This window comes from Cobetia sp. ICG0124 (assembly GCF_004006355.1).
Lineage (GTDB): Bacteria > Pseudomonadota > Gammaproteobacteria > Pseudomonadales > Halomonadaceae > Cobetia > Cobetia marina.
Genome location: NZ_CP024893.1, coordinates 1977382 through 1995591, shown reverse-complemented (window position 1 = coordinate 1995591; position 18210 = coordinate 1977382). Strand labels below are relative to the sequence as shown.

The 18210-nt window shown below is 62.2% G+C and carries 18 protein-coding genes; 9 read left to right on the top strand and 9 right to left on the bottom strand.

What is annotated here, in order from left to right:
- Nucleotides 1-37: 37 nt before the first annotated feature.
- The gene (purU, locus tag CU110_RS09255) at nucleotides 38-916 is read right to left on the bottom strand and encodes a formyltetrahydrofolate deformylase (RefSeq protein ID WP_077377058.1); all 879 of its coding nucleotides are present in this window, start codon (nucleotides 914-916) and stop codon (nucleotides 38-40) included.
- A gap of 368 nt (nucleotides 917-1284) precedes the next feature.
- A complete protein-coding gene (locus CU110_RS09250) occupies nucleotides 1285-2349 on the bottom strand; it encodes a LysR family transcriptional regulator (RefSeq protein ID WP_127735667.1) in 1065 nt (354 codons plus the stop codon).
- Nucleotides 2350-2471: 122 nt separating this feature from the next.
- Here CU110_RS09250 and CU110_RS09245 point away from each other — a divergent pair, with 122 nt between their 5' ends.
- The 3 genes from CU110_RS09245 (at nucleotide 2472) to CU110_RS09230 (ending at nucleotide 5431) form a co-directional block, all read left to right on the top strand.
- On the top strand, nucleotides 2472-2762 hold the full coding sequence (locus CU110_RS09245) for a putative quinol monooxygenase (protein ID WP_024952318.1): 291 nt from the start codon (nucleotides 2472-2474) through the stop codon (nucleotides 2760-2762).
- 256 nt (nucleotides 2763-3018) lie between these two features.
- Complete coding sequence (locus tag CU110_RS09235) at nucleotides 3019-4209, top strand: L-dopachrome tautomerase-related protein (RefSeq protein ID WP_084208832.1); 1191 nt, start codon at nucleotides 3019-3021, stop codon at nucleotides 4207-4209.
- Nucleotides 4210-4417: 208 nt separating this feature from the next.
- On the top strand, nucleotides 4418-5431 hold the full coding sequence (locus tag CU110_RS09230) for a zinc-binding alcohol dehydrogenase family protein (protein ID WP_084208831.1): 1014 nt from the start codon (nucleotides 4418-4420) through the stop codon (nucleotides 5429-5431).
- 82 nt (nucleotides 5432-5513) lie between these two features.
- Here the strand turns inward: CU110_RS09230 and CU110_RS09225 are convergent, their stop codons facing one another.
- The 7 genes from CU110_RS09225 to CU110_RS09195 form a co-directional block, all read right to left on the bottom strand.
- Nucleotides 5514-6836 (bottom strand): amidase, encoded by a 1323-nt coding sequence (locus CU110_RS09225; RefSeq protein WP_127735660.1) that lies wholly within the window; start codon nucleotides 6834-6836, stop codon nucleotides 5514-5516.
- A gap of 40 nt (nucleotides 6837-6876) precedes the next feature.
- A complete protein-coding gene (locus CU110_RS09220) occupies nucleotides 6877-7560 on the bottom strand; it encodes a DUF2848 domain-containing protein (protein ID WP_127735657.1) in 684 nt (227 codons plus the stop codon).
- Between the two features lie 76 nt (nucleotides 7561-7636).
- Complete coding sequence (locus tag CU110_RS09215; RefSeq protein WP_077377031.1) at nucleotides 7637-8917, bottom strand: TRAP transporter large permease; 1281 nt, start codon at nucleotides 8915-8917, stop codon at nucleotides 7637-7639.
- On the bottom strand, nucleotides 8917-9522 hold the full coding sequence (locus tag CU110_RS09210) for a TRAP transporter small permease (protein ID WP_054555982.1): 606 nt from the start codon (nucleotides 9520-9522) through the stop codon (nucleotides 8917-8919). Before CU110_RS09210 ends, CU110_RS09215 begins: the two co-directional genes overlap by 1 nt.
- Before the next feature lie 205 nt (nucleotides 9523-9727).
- The gene (locus tag CU110_RS09205) at nucleotides 9728-10774 is read right to left on the bottom strand and encodes a TRAP transporter substrate-binding protein (protein ID WP_127735654.1); all 1047 of its coding nucleotides are present in this window, start codon (nucleotides 10772-10774) and stop codon (nucleotides 9728-9730) included.
- A 61-nt stretch (nucleotides 10775-10835) separates the two neighbouring features.
- Entirely contained in the window at nucleotides 10836-11636 is an 801-nt protein-coding gene (locus CU110_RS09200; protein WP_084208826.1) for a putative hydro-lyase, read from the bottom strand.
- A 132-nt stretch (nucleotides 11637-11768) separates the two neighbouring features.
- Nucleotides 11769-12671, bottom strand: a complete 903-nt coding sequence (locus CU110_RS09195) for a LysR family transcriptional regulator (RefSeq protein WP_084208825.1) — start codon at nucleotides 12669-12671, stop codon at nucleotides 11769-11771.
- A gap of 138 nt (nucleotides 12672-12809) precedes the next feature.
- On the opposite strand from CU110_RS09195, the gene CU110_RS09190 reads away from it, so the two are divergent.
- The 6 genes from CU110_RS09190 (at nucleotide 12810) to CU110_RS09165 (ending at nucleotide 18143) form a co-directional block, all read left to right on the top strand.
- Entirely contained in the window at nucleotides 12810-12995 is a 186-nt protein-coding gene (locus CU110_RS09190; RefSeq protein WP_084208824.1) for a hypothetical protein, read from the top strand.
- A 154-nt stretch (nucleotides 12996-13149) separates the two neighbouring features.
- Entirely contained in the window at nucleotides 13150-14079 is a 930-nt protein-coding gene (locus CU110_RS09185) for a LysR family transcriptional regulator (RefSeq protein ID WP_084208823.1), read from the top strand.
- Nucleotides 14080-14168: 89 nt separating this feature from the next.
- Nucleotides 14169-15044: an MBL fold metallo-hydrolase gene (locus CU110_RS09180; protein WP_084208822.1), complete on the top strand. Its 876-nt coding sequence runs from the start codon at nucleotides 14169-14171 to the stop codon at nucleotides 15042-15044.
- 166 nt (nucleotides 15045-15210) lie between these two features.
- Nucleotides 15211-16239, top strand: a complete 1029-nt coding sequence (gene dctP, locus CU110_RS09175; protein ID WP_077377013.1) for a TRAP transporter substrate-binding protein DctP — start codon at nucleotides 15211-15213, stop codon at nucleotides 16237-16239.
- Nucleotides 16240-16293: 54 nt separating this feature from the next.
- Nucleotides 16294-16869: a TRAP transporter small permease gene (locus CU110_RS09170; RefSeq protein ID WP_240499539.1), complete on the top strand. Its 576-nt coding sequence runs from the start codon at nucleotides 16294-16296 to the stop codon at nucleotides 16867-16869.
- The gene (locus tag CU110_RS09165) at nucleotides 16866-18143 is read left to right on the top strand and encodes a TRAP transporter large permease (protein ID WP_084208820.1); all 1278 of its coding nucleotides are present in this window, start codon (nucleotides 16866-16868) and stop codon (nucleotides 18141-18143) included. The genes CU110_RS09170 and CU110_RS09165 overlap by 4 nt, the downstream gene beginning before the upstream one ends.
- Nucleotides 18144-18210: the final 67 nt, after the last annotated feature.

The following is an 18210-nucleotide window of genomic DNA, read 5'->3' as shown; positions in this document are numbered from 1 at the left end:
CTTATTTGACGCCTTGTTTGAAGACTTATTTGACGCCTTACTTGAAAATCACGGTGCGATCATTGGCGAGGAAGACGCGGTGTTCGATGTGATAGCGCACGGCATTGGTCAGCGCCTGGGTCTCGGTATTGCGGCCGGCGGCGACCAGGTCATCCGGGGCGAAGTTGTGCTCGACCCGCTGTACGGCCTGATCGATGATCGGCCCTTCGTCGAGGTCTGCCGTGACGTAGTGGGCGGTGGCACCGATCAGCTTGACCCCGCGGGCGTGTGCCTGGTGGTAGGGCTTGGCGCCCTTGAAGCCCGGCAGGAAGGAGTGGTGGATGTTGATGGCGCGCCCGGCCAGCTTCTGGCACAGCTCATCGGAGAGAATCTGCATGTAGCGCGCCAGTACCACCAGCTGAGTGCCGGTTTCCTCGACGATGTCCATCAAGGCCGCTTCCTGGCGCGCCTTGGTGTCCTTGGTGATCGGCAGGTAGACGAAGCGGATGCCTTCGCGCTCGACCATCGGGCGCAGGTCCAGGTGGTTGGAGACGACCGCGGTGATCTGCATGTCCAGCTCACCCTTGCGATAGTGGTAGAGCAGATCATCCAGGCAATGGTCGAACTTGGAGACCATGATCAGCACCGGCATCTTGTCCTTGCCACCGTGGATCTGCCACTGCATCTCGAAGGGCGCCGCCACATCTTCAAAGGCCTGACGCATACGCTCGATATCGCCTTCGATGCCCGTGTTGAAACGGAAGCGTGCGCGCAGGAAGAACTGCCCCTTGTCCTCATCATCGTACTGCGCCAGCTCACTGATGTAGCACTCGTGAGTGGTCAGGAAGGTGGTGATGGCCGCCACGATGCCGGACGTCGCCGGGCAGCTGATGGTGAGGATGAAGTGATCGTCTGAGGTGCAGGTCGCGTGAGGCATTCTGGGCTCCGATGTCGGCAGAAAGGCATTGTTATTGTGATATGAAGAATCTCATTCACTGACGTGGTTTCGATTCGGTTATTTCCTGTCAGTGACTTAATTTTCTTCTCAAGTAAATAACAATGTTTTTCTGGCGCTGGGTCAAGCCTGATCGACGCGTCGACCGGTGTTAGTGTCCATGAAATGAAGACAATGATTCACTGATGAATTTTTACCGCTTTGGGGGATCGCGGAGCAGGGTAAAGCCATGAGGCGGGCGAGGGTGGGACAGGTGCCTGATGAGACACGCTCGTCTCGAGTTGGCTACAGCCTGCGAGCAACGTGAAAGGAATCGTCATATCCCGGTTGGGCAATTGCTGGCTGCAATATCAACACGTTAGTGTGCACTCATTGTATGCCTTGAGGTGTGACCTCTTGAGCCGGTATTCCTGCAAGACAATGAGGTAGACACGATGCGCACATTGACGATCGCGGCACTGATGGTGGCCAGCATGGCCGGTTCCAGCGTAGCGATGGCCGGCAACCCGGCTGATGATGGCCACGCTGCCAAGTCCCAGTAAGGTCTCGACCAGATGCTGGGCGAAGGCCTGCACGCGGCGTGGTTGAGCGCGGGCGGGCGGGAACAGTAGCTGAAGCGGTGAGGGCGGAGCAGCGTGCTCCGGCAGCAGCTCCACGAGGCGACCCTCGCGCAAGTCATCCGCCACGTCGACTTCCGATTTCAGGGCGATACCAAACCCTTCCAGACACCATTGACGCACCAGCTCCCCATCATTGGCGATGCGATTGCCGCTGACGGTGACGATCTGTGGCACCTTGTGGTTGCCGAAGTGCCATTCATTGTCGAGGCTCTTGCCAAAGCGCATCACCAGACAGTTGTGTTGCTTGAGATCGGCCGGCGTCAGCGGTGCGGGGTGCTGCGCCAGATAGGCGGGAGAGGCACACAGCAGGCGGCGTTTCTGGCCCAGATGACGCACGCGCAGCGTGCTGTCCATGATGGTGCCGAAACGCAGCGCAAGATCGATCCCCTGACTGACGATATCGATGTAACTGTCCGACAGCAGCAGCTCTATCTCGATGGTGGGGTGCTGACGCTGAAATTCGGTGATGGCGCGTGACAGGGCGTTGCGACCCAGATCGCTCGGTGCGCTGATGCGAATTCGACCGGTGAGTGTCTGGGCGCCCAGGCGGATGCGGGTCTCAAGCTCCGAGACACTGTCGAGCAGACCACGGGCTTCTTCCCTCAGCGTGCGGCCCTCTTCGGTCAGGCTGATGGCACGTGTGGTGCGGTTGAGCAGCACCACCCCGTAGTGCGCCTCAAGTGAAGCCAGACGCTCCGATACCGTCGTCGGCGACAGTCCCGTCTCGCGCCCCGCGGCGGTCAGGCTGCCTTTCTCGACGATGGTCAGAAACAGCGCGATGTTGTCCAGTAGCATTGTGCGGTTTTTCCGAATTATCTTTGCGAAAAGGTGATGTTTATACGGACAAGGCTTGTGACTAGGATGATCACATCGCTTGAGCAACTCAAGCCTTCCTGACACATCACGGAGTTCCTTCCATGTCCCAGTTGACCATCATCGCCAATATCCACGCCAAGCCGGACCAGATCGAGAAGGTCAAGGCGGCGCTTCTCAAGCTGGTGCCGATCACCCGCGCTGAAGAAGGCTGTCTCACTTACACCCTGCATCAGAACAACGAGAATCCGGCACATTTCACCTTTCACGAGAACTGGGTCTCGCGTGAGCTGTGGCAGCAGCACATGCAGGCACCGCATCTGGAAGAGTACGTGGCAGCGACAGAAGGCGCGGTCACTGAGTTCACCTTGCAAGAGATGACGGCTTTCGCCTGAGGTGTGGGCTCGCCAGCTCATCGGCGCCGCGGCGCTCAAGGATCTCTCCCAGCTCTACATCGGCAATCCGCGTCTCAGTGAACTGGAAGATGAACTGCGTCGCCGTGCCTGATTCGCCTGATTCGTCCCTGATTCGTCACGCCTGAATCTCTACAACCCCCGGGCGATGACCACGTCATCGTCCAGTCTCTCTACCTCATCTTCATCGATCCTGCCGGCCCGGCGCACAGCGCCAACCGGCGGGCTAGGAGTCCCCATGCGTTTTTCTCGCCTCAAGACTGCCATCTTCATCGCCTCGCTGGGCGTCAGCGCTGCCTCTGCCGTGCAGGCTGATGCCACAACGGCTGAAGCCTCCGCCGACAACCACCAGAGCGCCGCAGCCAGTGCCTGGAGCCACGCGACCCTCAGTACCTTTGCCGAGTATTCGGACACCCGCCCCGGCAACATCACCTTCACGCCGGAAGGCCGCCTGATCATGTCCCAGCAGCCACTCGATGCTCCGGCACTGCGCGTGGTCGAGATCACCCAGGACGGCAAGCGTGTGCCATTCCCGACCCTGGATTGGGCCGATGGCCCGGCAGAAGGCGAGGTCGGCATCGCGTCAATCATCGGCGTACATTCCGACCGTCAGGGCGTGGTATGGATGCTCGACATGGGCAGTCAGGACAGTGCGCCCAAGCTGGTGGGCTGGGATACCCGCAGTGATTCGCTCAAGAAGGTGATCCCGCTTGGGGGAGACAGCGTGCTGCCGATCTCCTTCCTGCAGGATTTCGTCATCGATGAAAGGCGCGGCAAGATCTATATCGCGGACATGACCTTCACTGCCCCCGCCTCCCACATGAAACCGGCCTTCGTGGTGGTGGATATCGCCAGTGGCAAGACGCGCCGTGTGCTGCAGAGCGATGAAAGGCTGATGCCGGTGGCGCATGACATGGTCATCAATGGGCGTCTGATGGCGGCCAAGGGCGATGGTGATGGCGAGGGAGAGCAGAGTGGCGAGCCGAAGCCCTGGTACCTGGGCTTGAACGCCATCGCCTTCGATCCGGAAGATGACGTCGTCTATTTCGGTGGCGTGAACGGCAGTGAGATCTATCGCCTGCCAGCGGCTGAGCTGGCCGATGACACTGCCACGCAGGCGGAACTGGCTCGCGCCATCACGCCTTACGCCGCCAAGCGCCCCAATGATGGCTTCATCTTCGATGCCAAGCGCGGCGGCATCATCGCCGGTGACGCGGAGCACAATGCACTGACCTTCTCATCGCCGGAGGGCATGTCGGTGATCGCCCAGGATGACGAGCGTCTGCGCTGGCCGGATGGCTTCGCCTTCGCGCCCGATGGCAGCCTCTACCTCACCACCAATCAGCTGAATGCTCACCCGGCGCTCAATCAGGGTGTCGATGGCAGCGACAAGCCTTACTACCTGCTCAAGCTGACACCCGCCAACTGACCGCCTCTCGCCTCTGTAGCCGACGACCCGCTGGCGTCTCCCTGGAGGCAACCCGCAAACTCGCTGCTCATTATCCGCTTTATCCGGATTAACTTTGCGGATATGGGTCGTTTTTACGCTCAGCCCATGGAGTTAGCATGGTGTCATCGCTTCATGGCAAAGCCATTCAGCGCTGCCGTGACTGACATGATCTTCAGGAGAGACTTTGATGAAAGCCATTGGTTACTTCGCTGCCGGTTCCATCGATCGTGATGATGCCCTGGTCGATATCGAATTGGACACACCGGTCGCGACCGGTCACGACCTGCTGGTCAAGGTTGCCGCTGTCTCGGTCAACCCGGTGGACTACAAGATCCGCGAGAGCCGCGAGCCGGCCGCAGGCGAAGCTGCCGTCATCGGCTGGGACGCCGTAGGGGAAGTCGTCGCCGTCGGTGACAAGGTCACTTCCTTCGCCGCAGGTGACAAGGTCTGGTATGCCGGCGATATCACCCGCGCCGGCACCAACAGCGAATTCCATCTGGTGGATGAGCGCATCGTCGGTCATGCGCCCAGGTCCGTTGAGGTCCATGAGGCGGCTGCGCTGCCGCTGACCACGCTGACCGGCTTCGAGATGCTCTTCGATCGCCTGCGTGTCACCGAGCCGGTACCCGGCGCTGCACGTGCCATCCTGATCATCGGCGGGGCCGGTGGCGTGGGCTCCATCACCATCCAGCTGCTGCGCGCACTGACGGATCTGACCATCATTGCCACCGCGTCACGTCCAGAAACCCAAGCGTGGGTCACGTCGCTGGGCGCGCATCACGTCATCGACCACAGCCAGCCGTTGCCGGCGCAGATCGAGGCATTGGGCATCGGTGCACCGGCCTTCGTGTTCTCGACCAATTTCTCCGAGCACTACGCACCGCAAGTGGCTGAGTTGATCGCGCCGCAGGGGCGTTTCGGCATGATCGATGATCCGCAGACCCTCGATGTGGTGCCGTTCAAGGGCAAGGCCGTGTCCATCCACTGGGAGCTGATGTTCACTCGCTCACTGTTCACCACCGCTGATATCGCGCGTCAGGGCGAGATCCTCACCAAGGTGGCGGGTCTGCTGGACACTGGCAAGATCACCTCCACGGCAACGGAGACCTTCGGCACCATCAATGCCGAAAATCTCAAGCGCGCACATGCCTTGCTGGAAAGCGGCAAGGCCAGGGGCAAGATCGTGCTTGAAGGCTTCTGATCGAACCCACTGCTGAGGCGGTGACGTGAAAGGCGTGCGGCCGGGCAACCGGTCGCACGCCTTGCAGTCAGCCGGGACAGCATCATCGGGCCAGCAGTGTCTCCAGCGCCTGGGCGACGCGCAGCAGCGCCACATCCTGACCCTGAGGGCGTGACAGCATCAGGCCCAGCGGTTCCTCGTTCTGTGGTGCCGGCGCGGGAATCGAGATCGAGCTGGCATCCAGATAGTTGAAGACGCTGGTGTTGCGCAGCGCACGCTTGTTGAGCTGGGCAAACAGCGCGCCATCCTGCTCCAGCAGGTCACGACGCGGGGCGCGCATGGCCACGGTCGGCATCAGCACCGCATCGACATCCTGCACCTGCTGAGCGAAGCGTTGCTGGATGGCGGTGCGCGGCCACAGGCGTGCCAGATACTCGCTGGCCGTGATGTCACGCCCGCCATTCAGGCGTTCGGCGATCAGCGGATCATACTGATCTTCATGGGCAGCCAGCAGTTCGTGATGCACGGCGGCCGCTTCCGGAATGACCAGGCCGCCGCGCTGATTGATGGCGTAAGCGGCCTCGATGGCCTCGACCGGCGCACGCTGGAGGCGAACACCCAGCCCCTCGAGTCGTTCCAGCAGGGCGGCGAAGTCGGCGGCTACATCGGCGTCCACTTCACTGACCAGCTCGCTCTCCGGCACCAGCAGCGTCAGCGGGCGGGTAAGGGGTGTCGGGTCAGCGACCTCACCGCTCAGGACTTCCCACAGCGTGCGACAGCAGGCAACGCTGGGCGCGATGGGGCCGATGCAGTCCAGGCTCGGTGACAGCGGGAAGGCGCCATCTCCCGGCACGCTGGCCTGTGACGGCTTGAAGCCCGTCAGCCCACAGAAGGCCGCCGGAATCCGCAGCGAGCCGCCGGTATCGCTGCCCAGGGTCGCCGCAGCCAGCCCGAAGGCGACGGAGGCCGCCCCGCCGGAGGTCGAACCGCCGGTGATGCGCTCGCCATCGAAGGGGTTGGGCGGCGTGCCGACGTGCGGGTTGAGGCCCAGGCCAGAAAACGCGAACTCGCTCATGCTGGTGCGGCCGGCATGCAGGATGCCGGCGGCTTTCAGGCGGCTCAGCGCCGGAGCGTCCTGGTCGGCTGGGTGACTCTCTGCCAGTGCGCGAGAGCCTGCCAGAGTCGTCATGCCGGCCTCATCGAAGAGATCCTTGATCGAGACAGGGACCCCTCCCAGCGGCAACGACGTCGCAGCTGCCTTGAGTTGCTGCTGGGCCGCTGCCTGCGCGCTCATGCCAGCATCATCGCGGCTGATGATGCTGTGGCTGGCGGTCTCGCCCAGGGCCTGATGGCGCTCGGCAAGCACCGTGGCAGTCTGCTCGGGACCGAAACTGCCTGCCTGATAGGCGGCCAGCAGCTGCGTCAACGTACGCTGGCGGGGCGAGCGCGCCCAGAATTCACGCGTCTCAGCTCACCTCATGCCCACCTCCCACCTCGTAACGGTGCTCGATGCGACGACCCGTCTGCGGGTCGATCAGGCGCATGGTAAAGCTCGGGCTGGGGCGGATGCCACCGATCGCCGGCACGGTACCGCACAGCAGCACGCTGTTTGGGGCCAGGCGGCTATCCTTGGCGATGGCGGCGGGCAGGCGCTCCATCAGGGTGGCGACCGGCAGCAGCTCGGCGAGGGTGCCCTGCTGGTAGCGCACGGTCTTGCCGGCGTCCTCGATCTCGCTTTCGATCTCGAGGCTGTCCCAGTGGTCGATGACCTCACTGAGCTTCCAGGCATGGCGGGCAATCGGCTTGGCGCACAGCTGCTTGGATTCGGCGACGCCGACGGCTTCGAGCTTGCGGTCGGTGTGATCCGAGGCAATCGTCACCCAAAGGGTGCCCTCGGCGTCGCTGACCAGACAGGTCTCGACCTCACCGGAGCCCTCGCCGCCGAGCATCGCGACCTGAGAGGCCTGGGTCAGGGTCTCGCGGCTCACGCGGTAGAACAGCGGAGTCTGGGAGGGCGGTGCCACACCCAGCAGCTTGAGCTCGTCGATATGGTGCTGCACGCCCGCCTGGTCGCGTCCGGCCCAGCCGGCAATCGCGACGCGCTGGATATCAAGGGTGAATTCGCCGTTGTCATGGGTAAAGGTCAGCATGGAAAAATTCTTGAATGAACGGTGTGGCGCCAATGACACCTGCCGGCGTGCCAGCAGGTGCCACACAAAAGCGGCTTTACAGCGCCGAAGGCAGCCACAGCGCGATCTGCGGGAAGGCCACCAGCAGCGCTGCCATCACCAGCATCGCGCCCAGATACGGCAGGGTGCCGATGATGACGTCCGCGAAGGCTTCGCCACGCCGTGAGGCCTGCACGATGTAGAGATTCAAGCCGACTGGCGGGGTGATCAGCGCCAGCTCGACGAACAGGATCATCACGATGCCGAACCACACCTTGTCGTAACCGGCCGCGACGATCAGCGGGGTGACGATGGGAATGGTGATGACCATCAGCGACAGGGTCTCGATGAAGAAGCCGAGCACGATGAACAGCGCGATCACCGCCATCAGCAGCGCGAAGGGACCCAGGTCATAGGCTTCGAGCAGGCCGGTGACCTGCTGGACCATGCCGGAGGAGGCCAGCGCGAAGTTGAGGAAGGAGGCCGCCATGATGATGAACAGGATCATCGAGGTGGTCTTGACGGTGCCGTCCAGCGCGCGGCTGATCATCGACAGGTTCAGCGAGCGGTTGATGGCGGCGAGGCCCAGTGAGGCCAGCACGCCGATGGCGGCGGCTTCGGTGGGCGTCGCCCAGCCCAGATAGATGGAGCCGACGATGACGATGAACAGCACCAGCAGCGGCAGCAGGAACGACAGGCTCTTGAGGCGGGTGCTCCAGCTCGCGCTCTTGCGCGGGCCGCCCAGTGATGGCTTCCAGACACACAGCAGCAGCGAGGCCAGCATGAACAGCGCCGCCAGGCCGAGGCCCGGAACCAGGCCGGCCATGAACAGCTTCGGGATGGAGGTCTCGGTCAGGAAGCCATAGACGATCAGGTTGATCGACGGCGGGATCAGGATGCCGAGGGTGCCGCCCGCGGCGATGCTGCCGCAGAACAGCTTGGGGTCGTAGCCGAGCTTCTTGCCCTGGGGGAGCGCCACGGTCGAGACCGTCGCCGCTGTGGCTACCGAGGAGCCGGAGGTCGCCGAGAACAGTGCCGAGGTGGTGATGTTGGCGTGCAGCAGGCCGCCCGGCAGCCACGACAGCCAGTGGTCCATGGCGCGGTAGGCCTTCTCGGCGATGCCGGCGCGCACGATGATCTCGCCCATCAGCACGAACAACGGAATCGCGATCAGCAGGAAGGAGTCCGCGGCAGACCACAGGTTCTGGCCCAGCGCCTTGGTCAGCGGGAAGAAGGAATAGAACTGGTCGATCCCGAAGGCGAGCAGGAAGAGGGTGACCGCAACGGGAATGCCGGCCAGCAGCAGGGTGAGGATACCCACCGAAAGAAAGCCCAACATCAGCGAGTCTCCTTGGTCGTGGAGGCAGCCTGGGCCAGAGCCCCTTCGCTTTCTCCGTGATCGGGGCCGGCCAGTGTCTCGAGCGTGGTGGTATCACGCAGACAGGCGGCAACGAGAACGCGCAGTCCCAGCACGCTGGTGGTGATCGCGAACCAGGCATAACCGGACAGCCACAGCAGCTGCGGAATCCACAGCGGTGTCGCCAGCGGGGTGTTGGCGGTGGAGCCGTTGCTCAACGACTTGCCGAGCACCGGCCAGGCATTGATCAGAATCACCCAGGCCACCAGGTTCAGCGCCAGCATCGCGAGGATATCCAGGGTGTGGCGCGAGAAGGCCGGCAGCTTGCCGTGCACGACATCGATACGGATGTGGGCGCGCTCCATCAGGGTGTGGGAAAGGCCCCACGCCGAGAGCATCGCCAGCACATACCCGGCATATTCGTGCACGCCGGGCAGCGGATGATTGAACAGTTGGCGCATCAGGATTTCGGCGCCGATGAAGACCACGACGGCCAGCAGCAACAGGCCCATCAGGCGTGCGGCGTGGCGTGATATCGCGCGTGTCAGTGACACGAGGACATCGAGTGCGTGAAGGAAGGAGTTCATGAGTCGGGTCCTGCTGGGGCGCTGAACGAAGGCCGCTTTCTCGAGAAAGCCTGCTTTTGAACTGCTTTTGAAAGCTTGCGCTTGAATACACAGGCGCGAGTCGTTCAGCGCTACGTCTCTGGGGAACATGTCTGCCACGTCGGGACAGGGCGGGGCTAATAGGCACCTGCTGGCGAACAGGCTTCGGTGAGCAGGTGCCGTTGGATCACTCCGCGCTAGCGGTCAGGCCGACGACCTTGCCGACGCTCTCGTTCCAGGTCTTGCGCGTCTCGGCATCGACACGCGCGGCCCAAGCAGGCAGGACGGTGTCTTCGAGCGCCGCACGAGCACGTTTGGCGTCGTCATCGCTGAAGTCGACCAGCGTCATGTCGGCACTCTTGCCCAGCGGGCAATCGCCTTCGCCGGTCAGACAGGCCACGCCACGCGCGGTCTCGCCACGCGCGTTTTCCCACACCGGCGCGGTGAACTCGCTGTCCACCTGTTGCTGGATCAGCGTCTGGCTATCAGCGCTCAGGCTCTGCCACTTGTCCTGATTGATGGCGGTGATCACGTAATCCCAGCCGCCCAGCGGCAGCGGCATCAGGTGGCTGGAGACTTCGTGCCAGCCGGCGCTGTAGCCGGAGAGCGAACCGGTGACGGCGCAGTCGATCACGCCACGTTCCAGGGAGCCCGGCACCTCGTTGAAGGCGATGTTGAGGCTCTGCGCGCCCAGCGCCTCGATGAACTCACCGGTGGAGCGGCCGCTGGCACGTACCTTCTTGTCCTTCAGACCATCGAGCCCTTCGATCGGGGTATTGCAGAACAGCACCTGGGCCGGATACGGCACGATCGCCAGCACATGGCTGTTGAAGCGCTTGTTCATGGCGGATTCGGCCAGTGGGCGGAAGGCTTCGGCCACCTTCTGGGCCTCCTCGGCCGTCGGGGCCATCATCGGCAGATCCAGACCTTCGAGTTCCGGCGCGTCCGACACGGTGTAATCCGCCACGGTCATGCCGACATCGAAGACGCCATCGCCCAGGTAGCGATAGACGTCGGAGCCGGGGATGCCCATCTGGTCGAAGGTGGTCACCTGGGTGCTGAGTTCACCGCTGCTGGCAGCTGGCAGCGTCTCGCTCCAGAAGGGCTTCTCGAACTGACGGTTGAGCTCCAGACTGCTCCAGCTGCCTACCACGTTGAGGGTGTCGGCAGCATTGGCGCTACCGGCAGCGGCGAGCGCGAGACCAAGGGCGGAGAGGGCAAAACGTGTCTTCATGGGAGTCACCATTGTTGTTGTGCATCTGGTGTTATCGAAAGAATCTGACGGTCTTGTCTGGTCATCCGTATTTGAGGCGATGATTGGGGATATCGGTGATCAGCATGTGGCCCGGACTGTGTGCGATGGCCAACGGCAGGCGCGCATTCTCCAGTGCCAGTTGCGGCGTGACGCCACAGGCCCAGAACACCGGCAGGTCGCCTGTCTCAAGCGTAGGTGCATCGCCGAAATCAGGGGTGTTGATATCGGAAATGCCGATCAAGGCGGGGTCACCCAGATGGACGGGCGCGCCGTGGACGCGGGGCATGTCGGTGGTGATCTGGATCGCGCGAATGGCATGCGCCGCCGACATCGAGCGCAGGGACACCACCAGGTTGCCGTGGAAACGACCGGCACTGATCAGCGGAATGTTGGTGCGATACATCGGCACGTTGCGCTTCAGGCGCGCATGGCGAACCTCGACGCCTTCGTTGAGCAGCGCCTCTTCAAACGAGAACGAGCAGCCGATGGAAAACGCCACGAAATCGTCCTGCCACAGGGCGGCGATATCCGTGCGCGTTTCTTCAAGCTTGCCGTGACGGTAGATGTGATAGGCGGGCAGGTCGTGGCGCAGGTCGATGTTCTCACCGAGCCCTGTCGGGGCGGGAGAACCGACGGCCGTGACATCCAGCAACGGGCAGGCCTTGGGATTGGCCTGGCAGAATTGCAGGAATTCGCCGGCAGCCTCGGCTGGCAGGATGATCAGGTTGGTCTGGGCAAAGCCTGCAGCGATACCGCTGGTGTGGCTGGCCCAATGACCGCTGCGGATCTGCTCGCGCGCCTCGCGGGGGGACGACGCGGCACTGAGAAGTGTCTGGGGCATCGTGGGGGCTTCTTGTGAAGTTGTTGTTGTCTGTCTTCACCATAAGAAGCACGCCCGGATAAATCCAATCGATTTTTATCGAGTCAAGCCATCGGAAATTCCTTTCATGTGGTGTGTGGCAGACAGCGATGCTCAGGACAGGCGTGAATGCGCCTCCTGATCCTGGCGGGCGATCTCGATGGCAAGCTCGCAGACCCCTTCGGCGAGGGCGCTTTCCATATGGGTCGGCCAGGAGGCGGTGAAGGTCAGTTCGGGGAGGTCGCAGGGCAGGCTGAGCAGGGTGCCCTGGCGGATTTCCTCGGCGACGATGCGCGGCGGGATGGCGCCGACGCCCAGGCCATCCAAGGTCATGCGCACGATGGTCCACAAGGAGCTTGAGCAATGCAGCTTCACGTCATCGAGTCCCATCTGATGCAGCAGCGAGCCAAGTTCATGGTGCGGCCGGCTGTTGCGGGCAAACGAGATCAGCGGCAGAGCATTCAGGCGTCGCAAGGAGAAGTTGTCTTCGGTGAAGCCAAGAGACGGGCTGGTCACGAAGCCCATCGTGTAGTTGCACAGAAAGCGGTTGAGCACGTTCTCCGCCGTGACCGGCCCCATCAGGAAGGCGAGATCGATATCGCCGGCGGTGAGCATGGCGGCAAGCCCCGGGGAGCTGTCGACCTCCAGTTCCAGGGTGAGATCCGGGTAGCGGCGCGCCAGTTCGGCCAGAAAGCCGGGCAGCCAGCTATGCGCCACGGTCTCCACGACGCCCAGTCGCAACACGCCCTGGAAGGGCGTGCTCAATGCCATCATGGACAGTGCTTTCTGGCGCGCTTCCAGCAGCGCCTCGGCGTGACGATAGAATTCGCGCCCCTTGAGAGTGGGCTGTACCGGTCGGCGAGTGCGCTCCAGCAGGCGGGTTTCCAGGGTGGTTTCCAGCTTGTTGATACGTTCGGAAATCGACGGCTGGGTCAGATGCAGATGCTGGGCAGCCAGTCGGAACGACCCCAGGCGGGTGATCCACACGAAGGCTTCCACTTCCTTGAAATCGAACATGGCCAGATCCTGTCGTGATTGATGCCGCAAGCTTGGGGCTCACATTACCATTCGTTGAGAAATTGCGTTCTCGATGGCGTGCATTCCGGTACGATGTGAAGCATCGAGAAATGTGTATTTTCAAGAAAGGAAATGATGATGCAGTCTAGCGTGCGAGTTGTCAGCCTTGTGATGCTGAGTGCCCTTGTCATGGCGGGGTGCAGTTATACACCGGCGCGGATCGATGCCGAACCCATCATCGAGATCGGTGATGGACATCATGATCACAAGCGTGGAGGTGGCAGCTTCTGTCCGCCGGGGCAGGCCAAGAAAGGCAACTGCTGATCACGTCGAACCACAAGGAGCCGCTCATGCGGCTCCTTTTTCGTTGTCGCTCGCTTCCTGATATGGGCCTCTGGAGTCGCTTGATCTGCAAGGATATCCTGAGTGATCCGAGTCTTGCCTCTTCCTCCACTGCTGCTGGCGGGTACCGTATTCCATGCTCAATCCCAAGGCGCTGACGGCGCTGAATGAAATCATCCGTCGCGGCTCACTGCGCCGTGCGGCACGGCACCTGAATCTCGACCCTTCCGCCGTCAGCCGCCAGATCAAGCAGCTGGAAGAAGAGGTGGGTGTCGCGCTGTGCGAGCGCAGCGAGACGGGCATGCGTGCGACCCAGGCCGGGGTGTTGCTGCTGGATCATTTCCATCGTCAGCAGGCGGCGGAGGCCGCAGCGCTCTCGCAGCTGAGTGCCCTGCAGGGGCTGCGTAGCGGTGAAGTGCGAATCGCGGTGGGCGAGGGCTTCATCGCCGATCTGATCTCGCTGCCCTTGCAGAGCTTCATGGCCCGCCATCCTGGCATCGAGGTGGTGGTGCGCATGGCGGGGGTGAATGAGGCGACCGAGCTGTTGCGCGACTTCGAGGTGGATATCGCGCTTCTCTACGCCCCGCCGGTAGACCCGATTCTCTGCTGTCATGTGGAGACCTGTCAGCCGTTGGATCTGATCGTGCCGGCGGCACATCCGCTGCTCGAGATCGGCAAGCCATTGACGCTCGCAAAGGTGGCGGATTGGCCACTGGCATTGATCGACGAGTGCACCGGCATGCGCCAGATGGTGAATCAGGCGGCGCAGCAGGAGCGGGTCTCGCTGCGCGCGCAATTGCGCACCAATTCTGTCTCGGTGCTCAAGAACTTCGTGAGATCAGGGATCGGTGTCACCTTCATGCCCGAGCTCAGCGTGGTGGAGGAGTTGCGGCGTGGCGATATCTGCCTGCTGCCGATGCAGCATCCGGCCTTGGCACAGACCCGCGCGCAGATGTGTACGCGGCGCGGGCGTGAGATGACGGTGGCCGTCGAGGCCTGCCTTACCCACCTGCAGCAGGGATTGCGGTTCTTCACCGCAGATGCGCCGCGACTGCTCGGCAAGTGACCGGCATCCAGTCTTGACGGCTTCTCGTATCAGAGTCTGGGCATAGTGATATCTCACGACAACAACACCTGATGCGAGGATTTCCTCCGATGCTGAGCCCCCTCAAGACACTACTGGCGCTGGCAGCGCTTCCTTTCAGTCTGCAGGCCCAGGCCTATGAGATAGAACCTCTCGGAGAGGGGCTCTATCGCTTCATCGATGATCGCCATCGCTCCGTGTTCATGATCACCGATCAGGGCGCGCTGGTGACGGACCCGATGAATCACGCCGCAGCGAGCTGGTTGAACAACGAGATCAAGCAGCGCTTCGACACTCCGGTTCGCTATGTGGTGTATAGCCACAACCACAGTGATCACATCTATGGCGGCGAGGTCTTCGACACGCCGGATACCACCTTCATCGCGCACCGGCTGGCAGCTCAGGATATCGCCAGCACCCGGGCGAAGGCCGTACCGCCGGATCTCGTCTTCGAGGATGAAATGACCTTGCGACTGGGCGGCAAGGAAGTCCAGCTGCGCTATCACGGCCCGAATGACGGGCGCGGGTCGATCAGCATGTACTTCAAGGACCACGCCACGATGTTCGTGGTGGACTGGATCGTCATCGGACGCATGCCGTGGCAGAAGCTCTGGAGCTATGACATCCAGGGCATGATCAACTCGACGCGTGAAGTGCTGGAATATGACTTCGATACCTTCGTTGGCGGGCATGCCGAGACCGGTGATCACGCCGATGTCGAACGCTACCTGACCTATCTGGAGTCACTGTATTCCCAAGTGACGGAGGGCATTCTCGCCGGCAAGTCACTGGAGCAGATCCAGCAGGAGGTCGATCTCTCCGAGTACAGGGATCTGGCTCAGTATGAGGAGTGGGTCGGTCTCAACATCGAGGGCGTGCATGAGCGCCTGATGGAAGAGTCCGGCATGGGCTGGCGCAGTGATCTCAAGGGTGAGCATACCCACTGACGATGTAGCGCCTCGTTCAGAGCCTCGTTCAGCACGGCCTCGCCGTGTCGTTGAAATGGCCCCGAAAACTCCGGTTTTCGGGGCCATCCTGGTCTCTGGGTACGTCAGGGACGGCGTTTCTCCCGCCGCATACCACCGATATCTACAAAAACAAAAGGGAATCCACATGTCCTTGTCCAAGACATCTCTGCTGCGCAAGACGCTTACCGGTTCCACTCTGGCGCTCAGCCTGCTGGCGGCCAGCGTGCAGGCCCAGACCATCAATCTCAGCTACAACGGCGCACCGGATGCCGACAAGAATGCCGTGCACGTCTTTGCCAGCAACCTGAAGACGCTGGTGGAAGAGAAGACCGATGGTGAGCTGGAGCTCAAGCTCTACCCCAACAGCATGTTGGGAGAGGAGCAGGAACGCATGGAGCAGGTCATCAGCGCACCGAGCCTGAACATCGCCTCCTTCGCGGGCATGGCCCCCATCGTGCCGGAAGTCTATGTCAGCGCCACGCCGTTCATGTTCGACGGCTTTGATGAGGCGCGTCGTTTCTTCGATGAAGGTCAGTACTGGCAGCAGGTGCAGCAACTGTTCAGTGAGCGCACCAATGGCGCCGAGATTCTGGCCGTCGTGGAGGAGGGGGGCTTTCTGGCGTTCACCAACGACAAGCGTCCGATCACCAGCCCCGATGACTTCGAGGGGCTTCGCTTCCGCGCGATGGACCCGAGCCAGGTAGCGCTCTATGAGGCCTTCGGCGCCTCGGGTACGCCGATTCCGTGGACGGAAGTCTACATGGCGCTGCGCACCGGGGTGGCGGATGGTCAGATGAACCCGCCTATGTACATCCTGCTGGGCAGTCTGCAGGAAGTGCAGAAGTACCTGACGCTGGCCAACATCCAATACTCGGATCAGTTCCTGGTCGCCAATGGTCAGCTGCTCGAGAGCCTGTCTGATGAAGAGCGCACCGCACTGCTCGAATCAGTCAAGGAAGCCAATGCTCAGGCCCGTCAGGACAACCAGAGCCAGGTCGAGTCACGCATCGCCTTGCTTGAAGAGCAGGGCATGCAAGTGATCCGCCCGAGCGAGGCAGACCTCGAGGCGTTTCGCAGCAAGGGCCAGCCGGCCTACCTCGAGTGGCTCAAGAGTCAGGACATCGCACCAGAGCTGATCGATACCGCGATGAAGGATGCCGGTCTCTCTTCATGAGGGGTCCGGGCATCGGGGCTCTGATTCTCCCTCCTTTCTGGTGGATTGCGGTAAATGACTTCCATGACTCCTTCACGACTGTCTTCTTTCAGGGAAGGCCTGCTGCATGCCTGTGGCCGCGTGACGCTGGCGCTCGCGGCGATGCTGCTGGCTTCCACGGTGCTGATCATGCTCTACGGCGTGGTGATGCGCTATGTACTGGGCGGCGCGCCCATCTGGGTCGATGAGCTGACCCGCTATCTCATCATCGCCAGTGTCATGCTGGCGATCGGCGTCGTCTGGGCAGAAGGGGCACACATGCGCGTGGCGCTGCTGGAACGGCGCCTGCCTCCGCGCATGGCCAGGGGGCTGATCCATTACCAATGGTGGCTGACGCTCGTATTGATGACGGGCGCGACCTGGATGACCTGGCACTACGCCATGTCGGCGAGCATGTTCCGCACCATGGGGCTGGGCATCAGCCGCAGCGTGCCGATGCTGTCGATGCCGATCGGTTTCGCGTTGATCACGGCCCAGGTGCTGCTGCATGGCCCACGGCCGCTGAGATCCCAGACCCTGGAGATCGCACCGGACGAGGAGGCCGCCGACCTTCCGGCGCATGATGACAGGACAGGAGGGCCGCGCACATGATCTGGGCAATGCTGGCCATCTTCGTGGTGCACGTCCTGCTGGGCCTGCCGCTGTTTCTCTCCCTGCTCGCCACCGCCGTGACCGGCTTTCTGTTCATCGATATCTCGATGCTGGAACGTCTCGGACCACAGCAGTTCTTCGGTGGCATCAATGCTTTCTCGCTGATGGCGATTCCGCTGTTCATCCTTGCCGGCAACCTGATGAACATCAGTGGTCTGACCGAGCGCCTGATGCGCCTGGCGCGGCTGATGGTCGGGCATCTTCGCGGTGGCATGGGCCACGTGAACGTCGTCTCCAGCGTCTTCTTCGCCGGCGTCAATGGCTCGGCGGTCGCCGATACCTCCGCACTCGGCTCGTTGCTGGTGCCCGCGATGCGCAAGGAGGGCTATTCGACGTCCTTCGCCGCAGGCCTGACCGCAGGCAGCTCGTTGATCGGGCCGATCATTCCGCCCAGCATCTTCATGATCCTCTACGCCTCGCTGACCAATACCTCCGTGGGCAGCCTGTTTCTGGCCGGGGTCGTGCCCGGACTGGTATTGGCGGTGGCGTTCATGGCGATGAATGCCTGGTATGCGCGTCGGCATGGCCTGCAGGCGCGCGGTCAGGCACCGGCACGCAGTGAAGTGTTCTCGGCAATCATCGGCGCGCTGCCGGCACTGGTGGCACCGGTGATCATCGTCTCCGGTATCGTGCTGGGCATCGTGACCCCGACGGAATCCGGCGCCTTGATCGTCGCTTACGTGCTGCTCTGCGGGTTGTGTCAGGGGCCGCTCAAGCTTGTCGAGGTATGGGGTGCCATCAAGGATACGGCGCGTCTGACCAGTGCCATCTTCGTGATCATGGCGGTGTCGTCCATCGTCAGCTGGCTGCTGTCCTATGCCCAGGTGCCCAATCAGTTCGTGGCCCTGCTGACGCCCTACATCGACAGCCCGATCCTGATCCTGTTGCTGCTCAGTGCCATCACCTTCGTCACCGGCATGTTCATGGAAGAGGTCTCGGCGCTGATGCTGCTGACACCGATCTTCGTGCCCGTGGCCATGGCCGCCGGCATCGACCCCGTGCATCTGGGTGTCATCATCACGCTCAATATCACCATCGCGCTGATCACGCCGCCGATGGGGGCCTGCGTCTTCGTGGCCGCCGCGGTCAGCAAGCTCGAGATCACCTCACTGTTTCGCACCATCTGGCCCTTCGTGCTGGTGGCGGTCGCGGTACTGCTGATGCTGATCGTCTTCCCGCCCTTAACTCTGTGGTTGCCGACCCTGTCTGGATAACACCTCATGACGTCATCACTGACTTTTACGCCTCCTGCCATCCCGAGTCATGACGAGCCGGATTGGT